Annotated in this window: 7 protein-coding genes and 1 pseudogene; all 8 read left to right on the top strand. The window is 56.8% G+C overall.

Annotation, left to right across the window (positions count from 1 at the left end):
- The first annotated feature begins 602 nt into the window (after positions 1 to 602).
- The 8 genes and pseudogenes from ACXYN8_RS01065 (at position 603) to ACXYN8_RS01030 (ending at position 17,527) form a co-directional block, all read left to right on the top strand.
- Positions 603 to 1,115 (top strand): hypothetical protein, encoded by a 513-nt coding sequence (locus ACXYN8_RS01065; protein ID WP_458887418.1) that lies wholly within the window; start codon positions 603 to 605, stop codon positions 1,113 to 1,115.
- Between the two features lie 416 nt (positions 1,116 to 1,531).
- Positions 1,532 to 1,777 (top strand): ABC transporter transmembrane domain-containing protein, encoded by a 246-nt coding sequence (locus tag ACXYN8_RS01060; protein WP_458887417.1) that lies wholly within the window; start codon positions 1,532 to 1,534, stop codon positions 1,775 to 1,777.
- Positions 1,778 to 2,143: 366 nt separating this feature from the next.
- A pseudogene (locus ACXYN8_RS01055) lies at positions 2,144 to 2,452 on the top strand (ATP-binding cassette domain-containing protein); the annotation flags it as partial.
- A 49-nt stretch (positions 2,453 to 2,501) separates the two neighbouring features.
- Positions 2,502 to 2,792 (top strand): P-loop NTPase family protein, encoded by a 291-nt coding sequence (locus ACXYN8_RS01050; RefSeq protein WP_458888930.1) that lies wholly within the window; start codon positions 2,502 to 2,504, stop codon positions 2,790 to 2,792.
- Positions 2,789 to 3,610 (top strand): hypothetical protein, encoded by an 822-nt coding sequence (locus ACXYN8_RS01045; RefSeq protein ID WP_458888929.1) that lies wholly within the window; start codon positions 2,789 to 2,791, stop codon positions 3,608 to 3,610. The genes ACXYN8_RS01050 and ACXYN8_RS01045 overlap by 4 nt, the downstream gene beginning before the upstream one ends.
- Positions 3,611 to 3,718: 108 nt before the next feature.
- On the top strand, positions 3,719 to 4,285 hold the full coding sequence (locus tag ACXYN8_RS01040) for an HlyD family efflux transporter periplasmic adaptor subunit (RefSeq protein ID WP_458887416.1): 567 nt from the start codon (positions 3,719 to 3,721) through the stop codon (positions 4,283 to 4,285).
- Positions 4,286 to 4,465: 180 nt separating this feature from the next.
- Positions 4,466 to 5,077: a hypothetical protein gene (locus ACXYN8_RS01035; RefSeq protein ID WP_458887415.1), complete on the top strand. Its 612-nt coding sequence runs from the start codon at positions 4,466 to 4,468 to the stop codon at positions 5,075 to 5,077.
- A gap of 21 nt (positions 5,078 to 5,098) precedes the next feature.
- Positions 5,099 to 17,527, top strand: a complete 12,429-nt coding sequence (locus ACXYN8_RS01030; protein ID WP_458887414.1) for a tandem-95 repeat protein — start codon at positions 5,099 to 5,101, stop codon at positions 17,525 to 17,527.
- Positions 17,528 to 17,768: the final 241 nt, after the last annotated feature.

Below are 17,768 nucleotides of genomic sequence, written 5' to 3'. Positions count from 1 at the left end.
CGATAGGGGGTGCGCGTGAGTGCCGGCGTTGAACCGGAGGGGTGAACGCGCGATGCTGAGGCTTGGCGACCTGCTCTGGTCGAACGAGCGACGCCGGCGCGTTTTGCGGTTCATCACCGGCGTGCCATGGAAGTTTGCGTGCTGCTGGTGCTCTGGCTGACCAGCACTGCCTTGGCATTGGCGTCCTTGCCCCACTCCTCGTTTTACTGAGGCCGCAGCCATGCGCCGATCACGCTGGGCATCGCACTGCCTGCCCTGCAACGCCATTAGCAGTGGGCGCTGGCGAGGCCGATGAGCCAGGTGCGGCGACCGAACATGATAATCCCTTCGCGCTTCAACAATACGGCGGCGCAATCGCAGCCGCAGCCGCAGCGCGATTCGATTTTGTAACCATTCCAGGCAAGTCAAGAATCGCGCAGGTGGTCTTAGTGCTCATCTCTCGCTGTAAGGCCGGACCGAACACCAGCGCCATTGCAATGGCAAATTGTCGAATGTGTCTCGAAAGTCACAGTGACAGAGTCCCAGAAGCTTTAGGTCAATCAGTAACTTGTCAGAAACTTTGCCCGCTCTAATCCGATTTGGCCAATCATGAGGGGGCAATTATGAAAGTATTGAATGTCGTCGTCGCGGCTGTCGCGGCGATCGGTCTCGGCGGATGCGCCACCGTGCTTAACGGCACCAACGTCGATTTCGCAGCGGACACCCGCCCGGACGGCGCGCTGGTGAAATACTCGAACGGCGCATCGTGCACCACACCTTGCGCGCTGGAGCTCAAACGAAAGAACGATTTGCGCGCTGACATCACGCTCGATGGATACAAGCCCACCTATGTGCTTCTACAGTCGAAGCTTGGCGGCAGCGCTTTCGGCAACATCCTTGCCGGCGGCGGTGTTGGCGCGATCGTCGATGGATCGAACGGGGCGAGCAATCGTCTCTATCCCCGCCCGCTGATCGTGCGCCTCGCGCCACTAGGCTCCGATGAAGGCGCAGTGCTGCTCGACAAGGACGGCAACGTCACGAAGACCGTGCGACAGCACAATGACGAAGTGCGCGTCGATGTTGCCAAGACGATTGGGCCGAAACTGGCAGGTCTCGAGGGCAGCGAGCCGCAATAAGACTTTATCACAGCAAATGAGGGCGGCGAGGCTCTAGCTTCGCCGCCATTTACATTGCGCGAACCCAACACCTCAAAGCGCATCAGTGTGGCCGCAATCATAGCGTGCTCGATGTCGTAACCTTGCCGACTGGGAAAATAGAATGGCGAATGGCAGTCGCGCCGACGGTATTGCGTCGGATGAGATCGCTAGACTGAGGGATGAGGAAGAAAATCCCCGGGCCTCGCCCTGACAGCCATCGTTGATTTCTATGTATGTGATGACGACGAAAGTCGCCAGCGCGCGAATGGGCGTGCTCGAGCCGCATATCGACAAATGGCGTCAGCGGAAGCCGAGCTCACTGCTTAAAGGAACTTCAGGCTTACGCTCAGGCGGCACGACAGCAGATCGCCGATTGGGTATCGCCGCTGCTCACCTTGATCGTCGCGCTCACCATTCCGGTCTATATGACGATCTCCATATTTATCACCCCGCCCCTGCTCATCCGGCTCGACGAGGAGTCCAAGCGCGGTGCGGAGAACCAAGCATTTCTGGTCGAAACCGTCATCGGGATCGGGACGCTCAAGTCGATGGCTGTCGAACTGCGCATGCGAGACCGATGGGAAAGGCAATTTGCCGGTTATGTTCGAGCGGGATGGGACGTCACCGTGCTTTCGACCTGAAGCAGTCACGTCATCCAGCTGGTTTCCAAGCTAACCACGGTCGCCATACTGTTTTTTGTTGCACAAGCTGTTATCCGCGGCGACCTAAGCGTTGGTAGCTTGGTCGCATTCAACAAGCTGGCCGGTCGAGTGGCCCAGCCCATCCTTCGCCTGTCGCAATTGTGGCAAGATTTTCAGCAGGTTCGGATATCGGTCGACCGACTGGGCGACATCCTCAATGCTCCCGCCGAACCCGAACACAATCCCGGCCGCGCCAGCCTTCCACCCATTCGCGGAACGATAACATTCGACAAGGTCCGGTTTCGATACCGGCCCGATGCGCCGGAGGCATTGCGCGGCGTGAGCCTGGAGGTCGCAGCGGGAGAAATGCTCGGGATCGTCGGGCCGTCAGGGTCTGGCAAATCAACGCTTACGAAGCTCGTGCAACGGCTCTACGTGCCCGAACAGGGGCGCGTCCTGGTGGATGGTACAGACCTCGCGCTGGTCGATCCGGCATGGCTCCGTAGGCAGGTCGGAGTGGTCTTGCAGGAGAATATCCTGTTTAATCGAACCGTGCGCGAGAATATTGCCCTCGCTAACCCGACCATTGGAATGGAACAGGTAATAGCCTCTGCACAAATGGCAGGCGCGCATGAATTTATCCTCACGCTACCCCATGGCTACGACACGATCATCGAGGAACGCGGCGCCAATCTGTCGGGAGGCCAGCGGCAACGGCTGGCCATTGCACGCATTGATCACCAATCCGCGCATTCTGATTCTCGACGAAGCGACCAGCGCACTAGACGCCGAGAGCGAGGAAATCATCCAGGCCAATCTCGGGCAAATTGCGAAAGGGCGCACGGTCCTCATCATCGCGCATCGATTGTCCGCAGTGCGGCCATGCGACCGGATCATCACGGTCGAAGATGGCGCCATTACGGAGTTCGGCAGTCACGCGGCATTGCTCAAGGCCGGGGGCCGGTATGCTCAGCTCCATGCCAAGCAGGATGGCTATGCAGAGGCGAGGGCGTGAGCTGGTTTTCCCAAAAATTTCCGGGCCTAACTCGCCATATCGGCATCGCGAAGGAAAGCTGGCGACTGCAGAACCTCAATAACAAAGCGTTCGAGGCAAAGGAAAGCCACGAGTTTCTTCCTGCCGCGCTTGAAATCATCGAAAAACCGCCAAGCCCCGGACTTCGATGGCTGTTGTGGCTCTCCTGTGGGCTGTTTGTCCTCGCATTGATCTGGGCGACAATCGGTAAGGTCGACGTGGTTGCGGTTGCATCGGGCAAGACAGTACCGGATGGAAGCGTAAAGATTGTTCAGCCGATCGAGATCGGCGCGGTGCGCGCGATCCATGTGAGGAATGGCCAGTTCGTGAAGAAGGGCGAACTGCTGATTGAACTTGATCCGACGCTGGCCAGCGCCGACGAAGCGCAAAGCGAACAGTCGCTAATGTCGGCGCAGATTGTCCAAGCCCGTAACGACGCCCTGCTTGCGCATGTCGAAGGCAGGCCCGCACTTTTCGCTGCTCCCGTCGGAAGTGCGTCTGACATTATACGCACGGAGCAAGCGTTCATTCGCAACGCCATCGCGCAATACGAAGCGCAAAGCGCAGCACTGACACAGCAGCGCGCAGAGAACGCCGCTGAGCTGCAAGCGTCTAGCGCCGAAATCGCCAAGCTTGAGGAAGCCCTGCCCTATATCGACCGGCAAATGAATGCCCGCGCAGAGCTCGCCCAAAAGGGTTATTACTCTAAACTCAAACTGCTCGAATATGAGCAACTGCGCGCCGAGCACGTACGCAACATCGAAGTCCAGCAAGCCAATCGGGCACGTGCGATCGCATGAATTGGACGGCTAGATGCGGAGCTAAGGAGCCTGCGCGCGAACTTCGGCAAGACGGCAGTTACCAATCTCGCGGAAGCCAACGATCGCGCCAGTCTTGCGAGCGAAGAGTTGCGCAAGGCCGAGCGCCGCCGCCAGTATCAAGAGCTGCGCGCGCCGGTCGATGGGGTGGTGCAGCAGCTGACCGTGACGACCGTGGGCAGTGTCGTGCAACCCGCGCAGCCGCTGATGGTGATTGTGCCGTGCTCTAAGGCCACGGAGGATAGGGCAAGCTGCAACAGCAGCATCTCGGTCGAAGCGTTCGTCCAGAACAAGGACATCGGATTCGTGAAGGTCGGACAGCGCGTCGCGGTCAAACTCGAAGCATTCAACTTCACCGATTATGGCCTAATCGAAGGCACAGTCGTGGACATCAGCCGCGATGCGATCGACCAGAGCGATGCTCCTGCTGGCAGCGTGCGCGACGAGAATGGTCGGCCCGTTCAACCGGGGCTGGTCTATGCTGCAAAGATCAGCCTGCCTTGCGAACCCGGTAATCCCGAGCGCGCGCCGCTCTGCGACCGTGTCCAACCGGGCCTTGCTGTCCAGGCCGAGATCAAAACCGGCCAGCGGCGGATTATCCAATATCTGCTCTCACCCATCCGCCAAGCGCTCGGTGAGGCAGGGCGGGAGCGGTGAGCACATCTCGAAAGATATCCAACGGTGCGCCGAACTTTACCTAACCGTAATGGGTGCGTGCAATCTTCAGGGGCATGAACCAACATTCTTCGGCCATAGAGCTCGATCACATAAGCTGTGCATTGCTGCTTGCATTCCACTTTGCTTCTGGCAGGTTCATATAACGAGAGGGGAAACGTTATGGGGCCATCCGATAAAAGCGAAGGCTACAAGCGCGTTTGTCAGATTTTGTTAAGGCTCGGAATCGCGTCTTCGCTCGCTCTAGCGCTTCTAGCCTGCCCGAGACCAAGCACAGATACCTGGCAGCCGCTAGATGCACATGGAGCCGATGATACCTCGGCGACGTCCGAACAGTTTGTAATCCACCCCGAGTCTGTCATTTCTCTCCAACTCTCATTTAGTCCAAAGGCTCTCTCTTATCACTCAGCCGAGAACCTGCCAGATGATGCAGAGAGTTATGGCCGGCAGCGGTCTCTACGAGAAGCGCAGTTGTGGGGAAAGAAATTTGCTTCTAGCGATTTCCCTTCAGCCTTAAATTTTTCCGGAAATCCTGTCGAGAATGACGGGAAAAATTTGATAGTCACGATCAATTACTATGCTGAAGATAATCCAGACAAATTTTTTTCTGAAGTGACTTTTCGTCAAGGACGGCTTTTCATGAAGAAGCGCTTTGAACCATCACGCGGCCCGAGGAATAGTATTCCAGGATCGCCCGGCCAAAAATCGCTATCCTCGCTCTATGGGAAAGTTAATGCCTTTTTGTCAGATTTCCTCCGGAGCCACCATAGATAACATCCAATCAAGGAATTCTACATGGTCATGATTGCTAGCCAATCAATCTCTATTTTTGATCGTGCAAAGGCTCCTGCATTTGCTGAAGATGGCTCTGTTACCTATGCGTATTATCGTGCTCTTCCACCATATTATCCAGTCGCAATCTCGGAGTTGGTTACCTCCGATAGAGAGACTTTTCAGCTGGGCGAGTTTTTCTTTGATTTAACGGAAACTAAGTTCGCATCGCTGATCGCTAGAGCAATCGCGGAAACGATTGATAGTGTAACAAAGTTTGCTTCAATTTCCATAGTTCCGTCTGAAGAGGTTCTTGGCGATGTGAACTTCGCCGGAGATGGGCAGCGAGGTCATTTTCAAGGTAATAGTGGTTTATTTACGGCCATTTTCGGAGACACGCACCTGAATGGGCAATCTGGTACCAGTGATATCTGGATTACCCAAAAAGCGTTTGATGATGGTTCCGCTGCAGTATTTTGGACGGTTGTTCACGAGTTCGGCCATGCCCTCGGCCTTACCGATTTTACTGACAGCGAAACCACTCAAAAGCACTCCATAATGTCTTACTATGAACATGAAACTAGCGGCAGTAGAGTTTTTGAGTTTCAATTAAGTGACATTGCAGCTCTCCAGTATATTTATGGTTCAAGCAATTCTAGTTCGACCGATGATTCGTATAGCTATGGCGATTTTGTTGATTTTTTGCCGGGCGCTTCGGGCGAACAGGCACGCCATTTCTCTTTATGGGACTCGGGTGGTCAGGATGAAATTGACCTACGAGCTTCTGCTGGTTCTGTGTTTGTGGACTTACGGCCTGGGCATTTTTCGTCGATTGGGCCGTCCAGCGGCGTCACTATCACCTCAGGAAGTGATGAAATTTCGATCGATAGTTTCGGTATCGAGAACGTCTCATTGGCGTTCGGGACATACATTGAGGACGTTGTTGGTTCCGATCATAACGATTTAATTGTTGGGAATCTTTTTGCGAACAATATCAACGGTGGAGACGGGGATGATCTTCTCTTCGGCGAAGGCAAGGCTGCTCAGGGTGCCGGAGGACTGCTCGGTTTTGGGGGCCTAAGCGGTAGTGACGGCGACTACACAAGGATCAGCAAGGGTCGCCTCCAGCCACGTTCAGTCAGCGTAGGGGGAGACACAATCGACGGCGGCAGAGGTGATGACGAAATTCACGGTAGCCGGAGTGATGATCGACTGACAGGCGGCGAAGGCGCTGACCGGCTTTATGGTGGCCGGGGTGACGATACACTCTATGCGGACAAAGAAGATACCGTCCTAGATGGCGGGTCCGGAGAGGACACAGTCGATTATTCGGACTCCAATGAGGCGATAGACTGGGGCGCTGATTCAGCAACAATCAAAGATATCGAGCGGATCATTGGCAGCGATCATGATGACACGTTTGAGCTACCCTCCGGCAGCTCTGGCTTGGTCAAGATCAACGGCGGTGCTGGAGATGATATCATTCGTGGGAATGATGAGACCAACACCCTGGAAGGGGGCGATGGGGACGATGACATATGGGGTGAAGAAGGTGACGATTTCATCTTTGGTGGTGATGGTGACGACAGAATTGAGGGCGGCGATAGCTTCTACGCGCTGGCTTCGGACAAGGACACCATCCTTGCTGGATTGGGCGACGACATTATTGATGGCGGTGCCGACGACGATGAAATCGATGGCGAGCTAGGCAATGATCGAATTCTAGGTGGTCGCGGAGACGACAAGATACTCGGCGGGGTTGGCAATGATATCCTAGTTGGCGGTTTTGACGAAGACACACTTCGCGGCGGTGCTGGTAACGACATCTTGGATGGCGCCCAACAGGACGGTCCTAGTGGCAACCCATTCGATGGAACATCACCCGACCAGCTATGGGGCGGTGCGGGCAATGATACATTCCTGACGAACAACGGTGACGTGATCCACGACCCAGATCGTGGTGATCGGATCAAATTTGAAGGCGTTTTGCTGACCGGAGGGACTGAGACCGAAGAGGGGTCCGGAATCTTTAAATCCGGCGATGGATTTACCTACACATTGATTGGTTCAGATCTCCTCGTCGAAGACGACGACATTTTTACTGATAGCATCACGATCAAGAACTTCACCAATGGCGTTGCCGGCATTCGCCTCAAGAAAGAAGAAGACGAGCCCGATGACGATGTAGCGGAAGAGCAACGCGACCCGCTGATCATCGACCTGAATGGCGATCGCAATGTCGTAACCGGCCTGGCCGCGAGCGCGGCCTATTTCGATCTCGACAATGACGGGTTTGCGGAGCGCGTCGCCTGGGCGAGCGCGGCCGATGGTTTCCTTGTCCGCGACCTCAACGGCAATGGTTCGATCGACAACGGCTCCGAAATGTTTGGGACTGGCCAGGTCGATCGCGATGCAGGCGAACTGGTTGAGCGAGGCGAGGCGGGCTTTGCGGAACTCGCTTTGCTGGATTCGAATGGCGACGGGGCGATCACCGCGGCAGATGCCGAATTCGACACGCTGCGTGTCTGGGTCGATGCGAACAGCGATGCGGCAACCGACGAGGGTGAGCTGGTCACGCTTGCCGAGCTCGGTATTGTCTCAATCAGCTTGGCGACCGAGAAGTCGGATCACTTCGCGATTGACGGCGACTCCTCGACAGTGACGCGAGCGTCGAGCGTCGGCTTTTCCGATGGATCGACCGGCACAATCTACGATGTCTATCTTTCGATCGATCAATATGATGCGCGCGAGATCGTTGATCCAGCGCTCGAACTAAGCCAGGTCGAGGACCTTCCCAACATCCTTGGTTCCGGTTCCCTATCGGACCTGCATGTCGCAATGGCGCGCGATCCGGGCCTCGAAAACCTGGTGCGTGAACTGGCAACGCTCGATCCGAGCCGCGCGGGTGAAATTCATGAGCGTGTGCAGCAGATCATTGTCCGCTGGACGGGCGGCGAGGGCATCGATCCGGAAAGCCGCGGCAAAACGATCAATGCACGGTGGCTCCATGCGATAGAGCAGATTGGCGGCGATGGGTTCAACCAGGCTGTTGTCGGCATGAATCCGCGCGTGGACGCGGCCTCGCTGCTGATCGAAGAGTGGTCTTCGCTGGTCGATCGAGTGACCGCAAGGCTGCTGGGTCAAAGCGCGCTCGGTGCGCAACTAATGCCGGATGCAGTGTTTGAATCAGGTGCAAACTATGTCGTGGCGGATGGCGCGACGCTTGACGGAGCGCTCGCGGATGCTGTGGCGCAGGCGCCGACGGGCCGCGACGAACGCTTGCGTTACTGGAAAGCAATATCGGGCACTGTACGGCAATATGCCGTCGCTCTGGGTGTCACCGAAACCGAAATCGATTCTGCGCTGGACTCAATTCTTGCCGGTCAAGGTGTAGACCTGACCGGCGCAGAAATACGTGACGCACTGCTTGTCGGCGATGCCAGCGGTGTCGGGATGGCAACGCGACTAAGCCTTATAGGGCGAGACCTCTACCCTGGTGGCCGCGTCCTAATCGCGGACGGTGCGGATGTGGTGCTTGCTGGTCTTTCGCGTGACGATCGGCTCATAGTTACAGATGCAGTCAAGTCTCTAAGTGTCGTCGGCGAAAATGGTGGCGCTGATACTATTGAGCTCGCTGGTTGGTCGCGTGACACTACCTCGGTCACCTCTGAAATTCTGACGCTCAACACTAGCCGCTCAGACGGCACCGTCCAGTCCATCATTGGTATCCGGTTGGAAGATGGCGAGCGCTCGATTGATTTTCAGATCAGCATTTCGAATGGCGCATTGACATCTCCAGTCGATCGCATCGAATTTTCTAATGGCGAGAGGGTTCCTGTTTCGGATCTGATCTCCGATTCTGGGAACCTGGCCATTGGCGGACGGGGGCCAGAATACAGTTTTGCTGTTAGTAACGAGGACCAGTTTCTGATCGGCTTGGGGCCGTCGGATCGGTACTCGGTAACCGCCACAAGCGGCGTCGATTGGATTATTGAGGAACGTGACGAAGCTTCTCCCGCAGACCAGATTTTTGTCGATGCCAACCTGTCCGATGCGATCCTGCGGATATCTGGGGCACGCGGCCAAGACTTGACGGTCGGGGTCGCAGGCGGTGGATCGGCGACGATCGGCGGTCAGTTCTCCGGCGCGGGCATCCAAGTCGAAACATTCGTTTTTGCCGATGGCGCAACGCTCACGGCGAGCGAAATCCATCAGTTGCTGACCACTGGTGCACCGGATACCGAGATACTATCGGGCACTTATCTTGACGATGTGATCGACGGACGCGGCGGCAGCGACATCTTGCGTGGCGGACATGGCGATGATCGCTACATCGTACGCCCAGGCTATGGACTGACGACGATTGACGATCTGCAAGGCGATATCGTTATCGAATTCGACAGTTCGGTGCTGCGCGACAATCTGGACTTTAGCGTCGTCGGCTCGGACTTGAACGTGGTCGACCTTTCGACGGGCGATCGCATCGTCGTTAGAGGCTCACAGTCAGTGAGCAACACCACAATTGAGATCGGCGGCGCGACAATCAGTCCGGCGGCCATCTTGCTCGAACAAGCCTTGCTTGCCGGAACCACAACCAGCGGTACGATCTATGGGACTGCTGCGAACGAAAGCCTGACAGGCACCGACGGTGCCGATCTGATTGTTGGCAATGGTGGCAACGATTTCCTTGATGGTGGTCTTGGAAATGATACTTACCATGTGAGCGCTGGAAACATCCAAATTTTCGATGAAGGTTTCGGGTTCGACACGATCACGGTCGACAGCGCCTATTCCCTCGAAGATCTGACATTCGTCGAAAACAGGAACGGCTCGCTGATGCGTTTGCGCATCGGCGGGAGCGACATTCGTATCGATCTGAGAAACCGCGCGGATTATTCAGATGGTACCGCTGTGCCGGGCGAGGCGGATATTGAGCGGATAGAATTTGCCGATGGCCGAGGCGTGGATTTGGCAAATGGGCAAGTCCTGACTGGCGGTGACGGTGATGACATTCTGTTCACCTACGCGCATAGCCGGCAGACATTTGCACCAGGTGCCGGAAACGATCGCATTTTCAGCCTCAACGGGTGGCACGAAGTCATGCTGACCGAAGGCTTTGGGCACGACGAGTTCTTTGATAGATCGTACGATAACAATAACTTTGAGTTTTCGGGGATCGCTTTCGACGAGAACGTAACGTTCCAGCGCTCCGGCTATGACCTAGTCATTTCTGTTACCGCCGATGACAGCTTGACGTTGAAGGGTATTTTCGAGCCGCTGAGAAACAGCGTCCGCAATAGCTTCCTTCGTTTCTCTAACGTCGCGCTCTCGTTGAGTGACGTTGTGTCGCAAATGGCTGTCGCTACCGATGGCGATGATCTTCTGTTCGGCCGCGCGGACCTCGCCGGAGGCGCTGGCAACGACGTTCTTATCGGCACTCGCGACGCAAACAACTACGTGTTCACTCGCGGCGATGGGCACGACACCATCAAAGAGCAAGACAGCATCTTTGGTTCGGACAATATCGTCGATACACTGACGATGCAGAGTATCGATCGCGACGATGTGACATTCGCGCGCAGTGCGTCCGATCCGCTGTCATTGGTCATCACGATTAAGGATACGGGCGAGACCCTGACCCTCGACGGCACTCCGTTCGATGAGTTTGAATACAACGTTGAAGACTCGCTTGGAGATGGCTTCTCGCGCGGCGATGTGGCCGGAGCCCATTGGGTCGAGCGAATTATCTTTGCCGATGGCAGCGAGCTGTCGCAGCGCGACATTGAGCAAATCGTCCACGACAGCGAGCGAACCGAAGGATCGGATACGCTTTACAATTTCGGGACCCCAAGCAGCCAGTCGGCGACGCCTCAAGGTAGTGTGCTTGATGGCGGTGCTGGTGACGACATCTATATCAACCCGTTCCGCGAAATCCGCGTACGGATGAGCGCCGGCCAGGGCAGTGATGTTATCCGTAATCTCCAGGCCGAGCGTGTGACGGTGAATATCGAGCTGCAAGGGTTGAGTGCCGAGAAGCTTGCGGCATTCAATGAGTTTCGAAATGGTAAGGCAGTAACTGTCCTACGCGCCACCAGTGGCGAAGAATTGGTGATTGAGGGTCATTTAGATAGCGATGATCCTGTTGGGTTACGCCTGCGCATAACCGATGAACTAGGCACGAGCCACACTGTCGATCGCGAAGGCGCCGTGATCGACGACGCGCCAGCCACCAATGAGGCGGATGTTCTCAGCGGTCGACTCGACTTCGAGTCGGAAGGCGAAGACTTCGGCGAGTACATCGAGTTTGATGACGTCTTGGAGCCTGGCCGAGGCGACGATACCGTGTTTGGCCGAGGTGGTTCGGACACGCTGGTGTTCAACCTTGGAGACGGCATCGACCAGCTGCTGGGAAGCGGAACATATCACGTCTCGCTTGGGCAAGGTTTCGATGCGAGTGAACTGGAATTTTCGTGGTTAGGCGATGGTACCGAAAACGTCCTGATCTCCTTCAACGATCGCGGTGATGGGATCATTGGCGATGCGGACCGCATCGAAAACGTTGCTTATGCGGATGGCACAATCGTTGAGTTTCGCAATGGCGGCGAAGGCGGGGTCATCAATCTGTCGCCGTCGTCCTTCATCATCGAGAACCAGTCGAGCGACGATGAGTTTGTCGCTCTCAATGGCCGTGTGCGCCTCGCTTTCGGAGCCGACACTGGCATCGACAGCTTTTATGACGACTTCCTCTCGGATGGTGTGGCTGAAACGAACCCTGCAGAGCGAGGTTGGGCACAAAACACAATCGAACTGCGCGGTGCCAGTGCGCTGAGTGATTTTGAGTTCGTGCAGGATCTATCCTCGCCTGGCGACTTGGTGATCCGTAATTTGTCCACCGGTTCGACTATGCGAGTCGTCGGCCAGTTCCTCGGCGAAGATCCCGAAGGTGAGGTATGGATCGATATTGCGCGCGATGCTGGAGGTGCGCCCGACTGGAGCACGTTGGACCTCAACAATGACGGCATCGCAGACGTTTCGTTTTTCGACACCGATAATGACGGCCTACCAAATTGGGAGAATCCCGATGCCGATGGCAACGGCACACCTGATTGGCAATCGTCGACCAACACCGTGCTTGATGTCGATGGTGACGGTGTCGCTGACGTCATTGCATATGATGACAATGAAGATGGTACATTCGACGCTTTCGACATTCTTGGACCTGGCGGGTCGCTGGACGACACGGTCATTTTCTATGACACAGATGGCGACAATGTTGTCGATCGATTCGGAACCTTTTTCTCGCCCGATGCACCGCTCCCGCTCAATCCTGACGGATCAGTCAACTGGGCTGCGGTCGATGCGAACGGTGATGGCGTTTCCGACGTCGCGATTATCGATTTGGATGGTGACGGCGCGCCCGATTGGGACAATCCAGATATTGACGGCGATGGTACGCCCGATTGGCTCGAGCGCACGGTCGAAAGCTTCTTCAGCGGAAGCGGCGGATTCCTTGTAAGATCTATCGATCTCGTTAGCGGCGAGCCTCGCTACATTGTCGATAATTTCAGCCAGCGCATTGTTGTGCGCGATAGCGATAACGACGGCACTCCGGATCAATACGCGATCGACGATAATTTCGACTTCGTCCCCGACCCACTGGAACGCGACTATGTCGTCAATGAGTTCATACTGCTGGCTGACAGCCGACGCTATGAATGGGAAGAAATACTTCCTCGTGTGATCCAGCGCGACGAGAGCGGCACGCAGCTGCCAAATGTCGTCGACCTGGCATCGGGCAGGCCGCAGCCGACCGAAGGTGCCGACCGCTTGCTCGTCCGACGAGGTGAGACTGTCGACGCGCTCGGCGGCGATGACGTACTGTTCTTGCGCGATGGGCAAGCGACGGTTCGCTTTGGTGCAGGTTCGGGCCACGATATTGCCTACGATGCAGTGAATAGCCAACCGCTGCGCGGCAATGTTCTCGACCTTTACGATGTAAGTTCTCTGGCAGAAATCGAAGTGCTCACCTCGCCCGATGGCGGGGACCTGGTTATCAAACTCCGCGCGACAGGCGAGACCATCCAGCTGGTCGACCAGCTCGCCGAAGACGAGTTTGGAATCGCAACGCCGCTTATTGACGAGTTCCGCCTGTCCGACGGGACGGTGCACTCCTGGCAAGTCGTGCTGGGCCTCGTCAGCGGCATCGAAGGCGTCGGCGATGCGCTACTGACCGGCGATCCAAACGGCTCGGTGCTCGATGGTGGGACCGGGAACGACGTCCTCAACGGCGGCAGCGGCGATGATGTCTACGATTTTGGCCTTGGTTATGACCAGGACACGATCCGCGATACCGGAGGCAACGATCTCGTTCGGTTTGGTGCAGGTATTGCCTTCGACGATCTGGCGTTTTCGCGCAGCGGTCCGAATTCCGAAGACTTGCTTGTCGAAGTGGTAGGTCTTGAGCGGCTGACAGTCACTGTCAAAGGTCAGTTCGGTAGCGACGCATCGAGAATCGAGACATTTGCCTTGGCCGATGAAACCGAGTTCTCCTGGTTCGATGTCCAGCGAGCGGTCATCGCGCAAGAAAGGACCGCGAGCGACGATGAGATCGTCGGTTTCGCTTCGGCTGACCAGATCGCCGGCGGTGCAGGAAACGACATACTCCAGGGCGGCGCTGGCAATGACCGGATCGATGGAGAGACGGGCCGCGATACCGCTGTGTTCCGCGGCTCACAGGATGAGTATGAAGTCACTGTAGATGGCGACCGCGTAATGGTGCGCGATCTTATCGAAGGTCGTGACGGGAACGATACGCTGACCAGCATCGAGGAACTCAATTTCCTCGGCGATGGCTCGACGCTGCTCCTGAGTGCCGAGAACACGGCTCCGGAAGCGAATGGTGCAAGCTTTGTGATCGGCGAAGATGCAACGCTCGTGATCGATCGCTCCACTCTGCTTGCCGGTGTGAGCGACCTTGACGGGGATACTGTCGCGCTTTCGTCTTTGTCCGAGTTTGCCAATGGAACGGCGTGGATCGGTTCTGACGGTCAGATCCGTTTCCGACCCGATCGCGATTTTGCGGGCGATGCTGGTTTCAGCTTCACCGTTGCTGATGGCAATGGTGGCACCGCCACGGCGCAGGTCGCGATCACCGTCGAAGCCGCGAACGATGCTCCGAGCATCGCGCTTGAGGTGGAAGAGCTTACAATCTTTGAGGATTCGGCTCTCGATTGGCGCGTTCCGGATGGTGCGATCGGCGACGTTGATGGTGACGCTCTGTCGCTCACCGCAAAGTTGGCTGGCGGAGATCCGCTTCCTGCATGGCTGACGTTTGAAGGTGGACGTTTGTTCGGTACGCCGCCTGCCGATTTCAACGGCACAATCGATCTTGAGCTTATCGCGGATGATGGCGCGGTTTCGACGAGCGCTGGAGTTCGCGTAAACGTACTGGCAGTGAACGATGCTCCACGCATCGCGCAAGACCCGAGCGACGTACCGGTTCGGCCCGGTGAAGCGTTCGACTTTACGCTTGCGGCAACAACCTTCAGTGATCCGGAAGGCGACGCGCTCAGCTACCAGGTGGTTGCGGTCGATGGCGGTGACCTGCCTACCTGGATCTCGGTCGATGGACTGCGTGTCTTCGGCACTGCTCCGGCAGAATTCGGGGCACCGATTGAAATAGCTGTCGTTGCGAGCGATGGCCGAGCGGCGAGCGCGGCAGCGTTTTCGCTGTTCCCCCAACTCAACACAGTTCCGCAAGTGGGCAGCCCGCTACAGGATGTGTCGACTGAGGAAGATGCGCCCGTCAATTTCGCCATCCCTGGCGACGCGTTTGTCGATGCCGACGGTGATGTGTTGACGTTGACCGCGGCTCGGTCGGACGGCAGCGCACTGCCGGTATGGCTTACCTTCGATGGAGTAAGTTTCACGGGGACGCCGCCGCAGGACTTCAATGGATCGATCGAACTCACCGTGACCGCGAGCGATGGCGAGTTTTCGGTTGCGAGCGGCTTCACGCTGACAATCGATCCGCTCAACGATCAACCCGTGCTGCTTCAGCCGGTGGCCGACCAGATGTCCGCAGAGGACGCGCCGGTCTCGTTCGCGATTCCAGAGGGAACCTTCGCGGACATCGATGGAGACGCGTTGACCCTGTCCGCGACGTTGGCGGATGGAAGCGATCTTCCTGCGTGGCTGAACTTTGATGGAACTGTCTTCACCGGCACACCGCTGCAGGATTTTAATGGGTTCCTCGATCTGAGAGTTAGCGCGACAGATGGTGATTTTTCAGCAGCAGACGAATTCCGCCTGACTATCGACCCGGTCAACGATGCGCCTGCGGTGTTGCAGCCGATCTCCGATTTTGAGCGGCTTGGCGCAGAAAGCCTGTCGATCGATTTGTCAGATGGCGTGTTCGCGGATGTCGACGGTGACGATCTCACCTTCGCGGTGACCCTTGCCGGTGGCGCGGCATTGCCCAGCTGGTTCACTTTTGATGGAACAGTGCTTTCTGCCAACGAAGTTCCCAATGAGAACGCCGTGATCGACCTAGTGGTTACGGCGTCGGACGGCACCTTGAGTGCAAGCGACGAGTTCACGCTTACGCTCACGCCCAACAACACAGCTCCAGTTGCGTCCGATGACGGCATATTCGTGGGCGTGCAGGCGCAGGATCTGGTGATCCTTGCAAGCGACCTGCTGGCAAACGACACCGACGCTGACGGCGATCCACTGACCATGGTGTCGCTCGACTCCACCGGCGCAGGCTCGGTAGCATTCGATGCCGAGGGCAATATCGTCTACTTGGTCGATAGCACTTTCACCGGCTCCGACACGTTTAGCTACACGGTGTCGGACGGAATCGAGACGTCGACCGCTACGGTTTCGGTGCGTATCGACAGCATCTACGAGGGCTGGTCGCTCGGCACCGATGGCGATGACAAGCTGTTCGGCAACAACAAGGCGACGAATCGCCTGTTTGGCGGCTTGGGCAACGATCAGGTCAAAGGCGGCAAGGAAGAAGACTGGCTCGCCGGCGGCAGCGGCAACGACAAGGTCCAAGGGCTCAATGGCGACGATCACTTGTGGGGTAATGACGGCGATGACCAGCTGATCGGCAATGGCGGGTTTGATACAGCCTATTACTTCGGCGCGCGTTCGACCTACTCGATTGTAACCGCCAACGGCACAGTCTCGGTGGTCGACAATGCCCCTGGTGTCGATGGCGATGATGGCACCGATACGATCGAAGCGATCGAACAGCTGAGCTTCAAGAACGGGGAGACCGTTTCCGTGGTCTCGCCGATTATTCTCGACATCGATGGTGGCGGGATCGAATTGCTGTCGGCTAACGAAAGCCATGCGCAAATCGATTTGAATGGCGATGGCATTGCCGACAAGACGAGCTGGATCGGTGGTGGCGAAGGCTTCCTGTTCCTTGATCGCAACGGCGATGGGACGTTCTCGGATGCGAGCGAGTTCTCGTTTGTCGACGACGCCGAAGGTGCGCGGACCGACCTTGAAGGCCTCCGCGCGTTCGATAGCAATGGCGATGGCATCCTGTCGGCGAGCGACGCAAGATTTGCAGAGTTCGGCGTGTGGATCGACGCGGATGGCAATGGCCAGGTCGGAGCGGGTGAAACGCAAACCCTGACGCAGATCGGCATCGAGTCCATCGGCCTCGGCGGCTCGGCGGTCGAAGGCAGTGTCGAGTTTGGCGAAGTCGCGGTTATCAACGAAGGCTCATTTACGTTCGCTGGTGTACGAACAGCCGGTTTCTACGACGTCGCGTTGACTTATTTTGAGGGCAGCCTGCCGGAGCGTCGCTATGGGAAGCGGCTTGAGGCGCTCTTGTCCAGTGGCCGTAAACGGTTCGATCGGTGGCACTCGCGTCATCAGGAGCCATGGTTCGATGTTTTCGGCGAGCGTTTCCAAGTCTGCTTTCCTTTCGGCGAGTTCGAGGCAACGTTCGGCGTGGCACTCAATGATCACGAAGCTGCCCCTGATCGCGCATTTTTCCACCAACTTGAAATTGGGCAGAGCTCTCAACGGCCGCAGGTCTTGCCAACCGAGGCGGTGCAATTCGACCAGCTGGTGGCGAGCGAGCATAATTTCCCGAGTAATGTTGACTTCATTGACAGTGAAGTCTTGCTCGGACGTGCTTCATTACGACAAGGAATGGGTGCTTTCGTCAACGCAGCGCGCCTAGCTCGAGAAAACGCACTTGCTGGTACAAACCGGATGCGAAAACAGCCCATACCTGAACTTACCGGGATTCCGGCGGAGGATCTCGAACTGGCTCCGGCAGATCAAAAGTATCCCGCAGATTTGGACATCGAGAAGCGAGTTGCTCTCATCTCGCAGAGTTTAGCTGCGTTTGGAGCAAGGTCAGCAATGGATTGGCGAGCCAGCGCTCGAAACGAACAAGGGCCAACCGATTGGTACGCATGCTAAAGGCACCCTGGGCGCCTCGCAGAGTTTGTGGCGTGAAGAACCCATAGCAGGTCTTCACCAGGGAGCCCGTACATTTCTCGGGGCTGCCCAAAACCGCGGTTGGCGGCGTAGTTCACAAGCGACCTTGAGGACGGCCATGTTATTGCAAGAGATAGAAAGATCGCGACTATCGGCCGTTGTCCCAATCACCTGCTCGAACACGGGCCCTCAACTTCGCGATAGGATGCTCGACTAAAGCAAC

Source organism: Altererythrobacter sp. CAU 1778 (assembly GCF_054482795.1).
Note: the sequence above shows the minus strand (reverse complement) of the source record. Positions and strands in the feature narration are given on the sequence as shown.

Excerpts from the sequence above, each read along its gene's own strand:
- ACXYN8_RS01065 (WP_458887418.1), top strand. The coding sequence starts at position 603 with ATGAAAGTATTGAATGTCGTCGTCGCGGCTGTCGCGGCGATCGGTCTC.
- ACXYN8_RS01030 (WP_458887414.1), top strand. The coding sequence starts at position 5,099 with ATGGTCATGATTGCTAGCCAATCAATCTCTATTTTTGATCGTGCAAAG.
- ACXYN8_RS01035 (WP_458887415.1), top strand. The coding sequence starts at position 4,466 with ATGGGGCCATCCGATAAAAGCGAAGGCTACAAGCGCGTTTGTCAGATT.